At 72.2% G+C, this 6,313-nt stretch carries 7 protein-coding genes; all 7 read left to right on the top strand.

Annotated elements, in window-relative coordinates; genetic code table 11:
* The first annotated feature begins 39 nt into the window (after window positions 1–39).
* The 7 genes from ACWDSL_RS18265 (at window position 40) to metK (ending at window position 6,259) form a co-directional block, all read left to right on the top strand.
* Window positions 40–243 (top strand): MbtH family protein, encoded by a 204-nt coding sequence (locus ACWDSL_RS18265; protein ID WP_014179368.1) that lies wholly within the window; start codon window positions 40–42, stop codon window positions 241–243.
* A gap of 133 nt (window positions 244–376) precedes the next feature.
* Complete coding sequence (locus ACWDSL_RS18260) at window positions 377–634, top strand: acyl carrier protein (protein ID WP_450486508.1); 258 nt, start codon at window positions 377–379, stop codon at window positions 632–634.
* Window positions 631–1,854 (top strand): beta-ketoacyl-[acyl-carrier-protein] synthase family protein, encoded by a 1,224-nt coding sequence (locus ACWDSL_RS18255; RefSeq protein WP_450486506.1) that lies wholly within the window; start codon window positions 631–633, stop codon window positions 1,852–1,854. The genes ACWDSL_RS18260 and ACWDSL_RS18255 overlap by 4 nt, the downstream gene beginning before the upstream one ends.
* Entirely contained in the window at window positions 1,851–3,005 is a 1,155-nt protein-coding gene (locus ACWDSL_RS18250) for a beta-ketoacyl synthase N-terminal-like domain-containing protein (protein ID WP_450486504.1), read from the top strand. Before ACWDSL_RS18255 ends, ACWDSL_RS18250 begins: the two co-directional genes overlap by 4 nt.
* Window positions 3,002–3,748, top strand: coding sequence for a 3-oxoacyl-ACP reductase FabG (gene fabG / locus ACWDSL_RS18245; RefSeq protein WP_450486502.1), 747 nt, complete (start codon window positions 3,002–3,004; stop codon window positions 3,746–3,748). Before ACWDSL_RS18250 ends, fabG begins: the two co-directional genes overlap by 4 nt.
* A gap of 64 nt (window positions 3,749–3,812) precedes the next feature.
* The gene (locus tag ACWDSL_RS18240) at window positions 3,813–4,925 is read left to right on the top strand and encodes a class I SAM-dependent methyltransferase (protein WP_450486500.1); all 1,113 of its coding nucleotides are present in this window, start codon (window positions 3,813–3,815) and stop codon (window positions 4,923–4,925) included.
* Window positions 4,926–5,023: 98 nt separating this feature from the next.
* Window positions 5,024–6,259 (top strand): methionine adenosyltransferase, encoded by a 1,236-nt coding sequence (gene metK, locus ACWDSL_RS18235; protein WP_450486498.1) that lies wholly within the window; start codon window positions 5,024–5,026, stop codon window positions 6,257–6,259.
* The last annotated feature ends 54 nt before the right edge of the window (window positions 6,260–6,313 follow it).

Genomic DNA, 6,313 nt, shown 5'->3' with positions numbered 1-6,313 from the left:
TGCCAGAAATCGAGCAGCGAGAGAGGAAAGCATCCGGATATGACAAACCCCTTCGACGACGAGACCGGAACCTTTCTGGTCCTGGTCAACCACGAGGGCCAGCACTCCTTGTGGCCCGCGTTCGCCGAGGTCCCGGCCGGCTGGACGGCGGTACTCGCCGAGACCAGCCGTGAGGAGGCCCTGGCCTATGTCGAGCGCACCTGGACCGATCTGCGCCCGAAGAGCCTGATCGACGCGGCCTAGCCCGCTCACACCCGACCGATACCCGACCGACACCCGACCGACGCGGACCGGTCCCAACCGGACCGGTCCGCCCGAGGACACCACCCAACCCCCCACCCCACCGCACATCAATTTCCCGACGGAGGAATTCGCAATGAGCGCCATCACCATCGACGCCACCGCCGAGGCCAAGGTCCGTGACATCCTCGCCAACTCCCTCGACCTGGAAGGCGAGGAGCTGACCCGCACCGGGCTCTTCGTGGACGAGTACGGGGCCGACTCGCTGTGCGCGATCGAGATGCTGTCCGCCCTCGAGGTGGCCTTCGGCGTCACCATCGAGCAGGACGAGCTGGAAAACATGGTCCACTTCGAGGCCGTCCTCGAGGTGCTCTCCCGGGCCGAATCGCGATGACCGCCCAGCGAGTGGTGCTGACCGGACTCGGCGTCCTGTCCAGCATCGGCAATGGCGTCACCGAGTTCACCAAGGGGCTGCGCGAAGGCCGGTGCGGCGCCGGGGAGATCACTCTCTTCGACGCCACCGGCTTCCGCCGCCAACTGGCCCACGAGGTCAAGGACTTCGAACCGGCCGAGTGGATCCGCCACACCCCGCTCGAAGAGCTCGGCCGGGCCAGCCAGTTCTCGGTGGCTGCCACCCGGCTGGCCGTCCAGGACGCCGGGCTCGACCTGGAAGAGCTGCGCGGCCGGCGCGGCCTGGTCACCATCGGCACCACCGACGGCGAGGCCAGGGAGCTCGACCACCTCGTCGAGTCCGAGCTGGCCGTGGGCATGGCGGGCCTGGAGCCGACCGCGGTACGGCGGCTGCCGGCCCACCGGCTGGCGCTGGCCGTCGTCCGGGAACTGCGGCTCCCGCAGGCGGTGCCCTCCGTACTCGGCACCGCCTGCGCGGCGGGCAACTACGCCATCGGCGACGGCTTCGACGCCGTACGGTTCGGCGAGGCCGACTACGCGCTGGTCGGCGGGTCGGACGCGCTGGCCCGCCGCACCTTCGCCGGCTTCTCCCGGCTCGGCCTGGTCGCCTCCGACCGGTGCCGGCCGTTCGACGCCGAACGGGAGGGGCTGCTGACCGCCGAGGGCGCCGGTGTCCTGCTGCTGGAGACCCTGGAGTCGGCGCGGTCGCGCGGCGCCCGGATCTACGCCGAGCTGCTGGGCTACGGCCTCAACTGCGACGCCCACCACCCGACCGCGCCCGACCAGGAGAGCGTCGCCCGCTGCATGGGCCTGGCGCTCGCCGACGCCGGAATCAAACCGGAAGAGGTCGATCTGGTGTCCGCGCACGGCACGGGCACCAAGACCAACGACATCACCGAGACGCGCGCGATCCGCGAGCTGTTCGGCGACCGGCCGCCGCGCACCGTGGCCCTGAAGTCCATGCTCGGCCACTCCATGGGCGCGGCCAGCGCCCTGGGCGCCGCGGCCTCGGCCGTCGCCCTGGCCCACGGCTTCATCCCGCCCACCGTCAACCACCGCTCCACCGATCCCGAATGCGGCATCGACTGCGTGCCCAACCACGCCGTCCCGGCGCCGCTGCGGATCGTGGTCAACAACGGCCTGGCCTTCGGCGGCAACAACGCCTCCGTCGTCCTCGGCCGCTATGAGGAGGACCAGCGATGACCCCCGTACCCACCGAGGAGGTCACCACCGGGACCCGGCCGCCCGCCCGTACCGACCGCGCCGTCATCACCGCCTGGTCGGCCGTCTCCCCGTACGGCATGGGCCGTGCGGCGTACGCGGAGGGGATCACCGGGCGCCGCCCCACCGAGTCCGTACCGGACCCGGCGGCCTGGCAGACACCGGACGCCGCCGCCTGCCTGGTGCCCGGTTTCGACATCCGCCAGATCCTCGGCCGGGCCGGCACCCGCACCATGGACCGGGCCATGGGGCTCGCGGTCACCGCCGTACGCGAGCTGTTCGACGAGGCCGAGGCCGACGAGCGCCCGGTGACCCGCGGGACCGGCACCGCGCTCGTCCTCGGCACCACCCTGGGCAGCGCGGCCAGCCAGCAGAACTTCAGCCGGGCCTCGTATCTCGGGGAGAAGCCGTACGACGTACCGGCCCAGCTGATGCCCAACACCCTGATGAACAGCCCGGCCGGGGCCAGCGCCATCCGCTTCGGCCTCAAGGGCCCCAACACCACCCTGGCCGGCGGCCGTCCGACCGCGCTGCTCGCCCTCGCCTACGCCCGCCGGCTGCTGGCCGCGGGCCGGGCCGAGCGGGCGCTGGTGGGGGCGGTGGAGGAGTACTCCGGGACCCGTTCCTGGCTGGAGCGCCACAGCCGTGGCGCGGACGAGGAGCAGACCGCGCCGCTAGGGGAGGGCTGCGCGGTGCTGCTGATCGAGCCCGCCGACACCCTCCCCGAGGACCGCACGCCGCTCGCCGAACTCCTGGCGATCGACGTACGGGTGGACGTCGGCGGCGATCTGCCCGGCACCCTGCGGGAGAGCGTGCGCCACGCCCTGGCCGAGTCCGGGATCGGCCCGGACGAGGTGTGGGCGGCGTCCGGGGGCGGGCTGAGCGGCGACGCGGGCGACCACGAACGGGCCCTGCTGACCGAGCTGTTCGGGCGCGAGGCCGCCACCCGGGCGGCGTGCCACGAGCTCATCGGCGACACCGCCTCGGCCCAGGCCGCGTTCCAACTCGCCGCGGTCCTGGTCACGGCCGGGGCCGACCCGGCCTCGGCGGGCCGGGCCGCAGTGATCACCTCGGTGGACCGCGAGGGCCTGGTGGCCTGCGGGGTGCTGCGGCTGCTGGGCGGTGCGCGATGAGCGGCGCGCCCCCGCCGGTCGCGCTGGTCAGCGGCGGCTCCCGGGGCATCGGCCGGGCGGCCGCGCTGCGGCTGGCCCAGGACGGCTATGCGATCAGCTTCTGCTACCGCTCGGACGAGGAGGCGGCCCGGCAGCTCGGCAAGGAACTGGCCGAGCTGGGGGTCGGCTCCCTCGCCCAGCGCCTGGACATCAGCGACGGCGAGGCCGTACGCGAATGGGTCGCGCGCACCGAGCGCGAACTGGGCCCCGTCGCCGTCGCCGTGGCCAGCGCGGGCATCACCCGCGACAAGCCGATGCTGATGATGTCCGACCAGGACTGGCGGGCGGTCGTGTCCACCAACCTTGACGGCGCGTCCAACGTCTGCCGGGCCGTGCTGTTCCCGATGGTCAAGCGCAAGGCGGGCTCGATCATCACCCTCTCATCGGTGTCCGGGGTCTACGGCAACCCGGGCCAGGGCAACTACTCGGCCTCCAAGGCCGGGATGGTCGCCATGACCCGGGCGCTGGCCAAGGAGGTTGGCCGCTACGGCATCCGCGCCAACGCCGTGGCCCCCGGAATGATCGACACCGATATGACCGGCGCCCTCAGCGGAAGCCAGCGCGACCGTGCCGTGGCGGCCATTCCGCTTGGCCGGTTCGGCACCGCGGAGGAGGTCGCGGAGGCCGTGTCCTTCCTGGCCTCCGACAAGTCCGCGTACATCACCGGATCCGTGCTGCAGATCGACGGCGGGATCGTCCTGTGACGTCCCCGCCCACTGTTCGCTACAGCCCTGTTGTCCCCACTCGACACTCCAAGGAGCCGGCCTCATGACCGTTCCCACCACCACCGCCTCGGCCAACCTCACCCCGCTCGTCGACACCACCGCCTTCCCGGCGGCCGTGGACGGCGAGGTCCGCGCCGCCCACCGGCTGTACGAGCACCTGATCGGTATGTGGGCGCCCGGTGTCATCGAGGCCGCCCAGGACCTCGGCGCCTTCGCCGCCCTCACCGTCGGCCCGGCCACCGCCGCGCAGCTCGCCGAGGTGCTGGACACCGATCTGCGGGCCACCCGGGTCCTGCTGGACGGCCTGTACGCGTACGACGTCGTCGAGCGCAGCAGAGGGGAGGACGGCCAGGCCGTCTACACCCTCCCGGCCGAACTGCACGGCGTGTTCGCGCCCGACGGGCTCTTCAGCCTCGCCGGGAAGATCGGCCACGACCGCAATGTGGCCTGGAACGCGTGGCGCCGGCTCGCCGAGAACGTACGCTCCGGCGCCCGCACCGCCGAGGGCGCGCAGCAGCTCAACCAGATATCGGAGGAGGACTACACCTCGCTGGTCCGCGGCATCAACTTCTGGGCGCCGCCGATCACCCGCTCGCTGGCCGGCGCGCTGCGCGAACTCGGCTGGACCACGGGCCGCTCCGCGACCCTCCTGGACGTCGGCTGCGGCACCGGTATCTACAGCCACCTGCTGCTCCGCGAGTTCCCCGAGCTGACCGCCCGCGGCCTGGACGCCGAGCGGATCATCCCGATCGCCACCCGGCAGGCCGGGCAGCTGGGGGTCGCCGAGCGGTTCCAGGGCGAGACCGTGGACTTCTGGAGTGAGGACTGGGGCAGCGGCACCGACCTGGCGCTGTTCGTCAACATCTTCCACCTCCAGACCCCCGAGTCGGCCCGCGAGTTGCTGCTGAAGGCGGTCAAGGGGCTCAGCGAGGACGGGGTGATCGCGATCGCCGACCACATCGTCGACGAGGACGGCGGCGAGGGCTCGGTCCAGAACAAGTTCTTCCGGCTGTTCGCCGCGTCGATGCTGGCCACCGGCGGCGGCGACGCCTTCACCGTCCACGACTACGACCAGTGGCTGGCCGACGCGGGGCTGCGCCGGATCGGCCTGCTCGACACCCCGATGCACCGCGTGCTGCTCGCCCGCCGCTCCTGATCACCAGTTGTTCCTGCCCCGGCCACCTCCCCAGCTCCCCGGCGTGACCCCGCGCGCCGGGGAGCACCTCTCTCATCCCACGTAAGGGAGTACGCACCATGTCCGTACGCCTCTTCACCTCCGAATCGGTGACCGAAGGCCACCCCGACAAGATCGCCGACCAGATCAGCGACACCATCGTGGACGCGCTGCTCGCAAAGGACCCGCGCGCCCGGGTGGCGGTGGAGACGCTGCTCACCACGGGCCAGGTGCATATCGCGGGCGAGATCTCGACCACGGCCCGGAACGTGGACATCGTGTCCCTGGTCCGCCAACGCATCCTGGACATCGGCTACGACCGCTCCACCAAGGGCTTCGACGGCGCCACCTGCGGTATCTCGGTCTCCCTCGGCGCCCAGTCGCCGGACATCGCGCAGGGGGTCGACACGGCGTACGAGATCCGCGAGACCTCGGACGCGACGGGCTCGGCGGGCTCGGGCCCGGTGGTCGATGAACTCGACCGCCAGGGCGCGGGCGACCAGGGCCTGATGTTCGGCTACGCATGTGACGAGACACCCGAGCTGATGCCCCTCCCGATCATGCTGGCCCACCGGCTGGCCCGCCGCCTGACGGCCGTACGCAAGAACGGCACCGTGCCGTATCTGCGCCCGGACGGCAAGACACAGGTGACCGTCGAGTACCGGGGCAGCAAGCCGCTGAGGCTCGACACCCTGGTGGTCTCCAGCCAGCACGCCGCCGATGTGGACCTCGCCGGCCTGCTCGCCCCCGACATCCGCGCCCATGTCGTCGAGCCCGAGTTGGATGCCCTGCGCGCCGACGGCATCCGGCTGGCCACCGACGACGTAAGGCTGCTGGTCAATCCCACCGGCCGGTTCGAGATCGGCGGCCCCATGGGCGACGCCGGGCTGACCGGCCGCAAGATCATCGTGGATACGTACGGGGGCGTGGCCCGGCACGGCGGCGGCGCGTTCTCCGGCAAGGACCCGTCCAAGGTCGACCGCAGCGCCGCGTACGCCATGCGCTGGGTCGCCAAGAACGTGGTGGCCGCGGGGCTCGCGGACCGCTGCGAGGTGCAGGTCGCGTACGCCATCGGCAAGGCCGAGCCGGTCAGCCTGTTCGTCGAGACCTTCGGCACCGCCCGGGTGGCCGTGCGGCGGGTCACCGACGCCATCAGCGAGGTGTTCGACCTCAGGCCCGCGGCCATCATCCGCGACCTGGACCTGCTGCGCCCCGGCTACGCCAGGACCGCCGCGTACGGCCACTTCGGGCGCCCGGAGTTCACCTGGGAGCGCACCGACCGGGCGGCGAAGCTGCGGGCGGCCGCCGGCCTGTGAGCCATTTGCGGTGAGTATGGGACAGCGACACGCCGTGGCGTCGGCGTGTCGCTG

The organism is Streptomyces sp. NPDC000941 (assembly GCF_053599555.1).
Note: the sequence above shows the minus strand (reverse complement) of the source record. Positions and strands in the feature narration are given on the sequence as shown.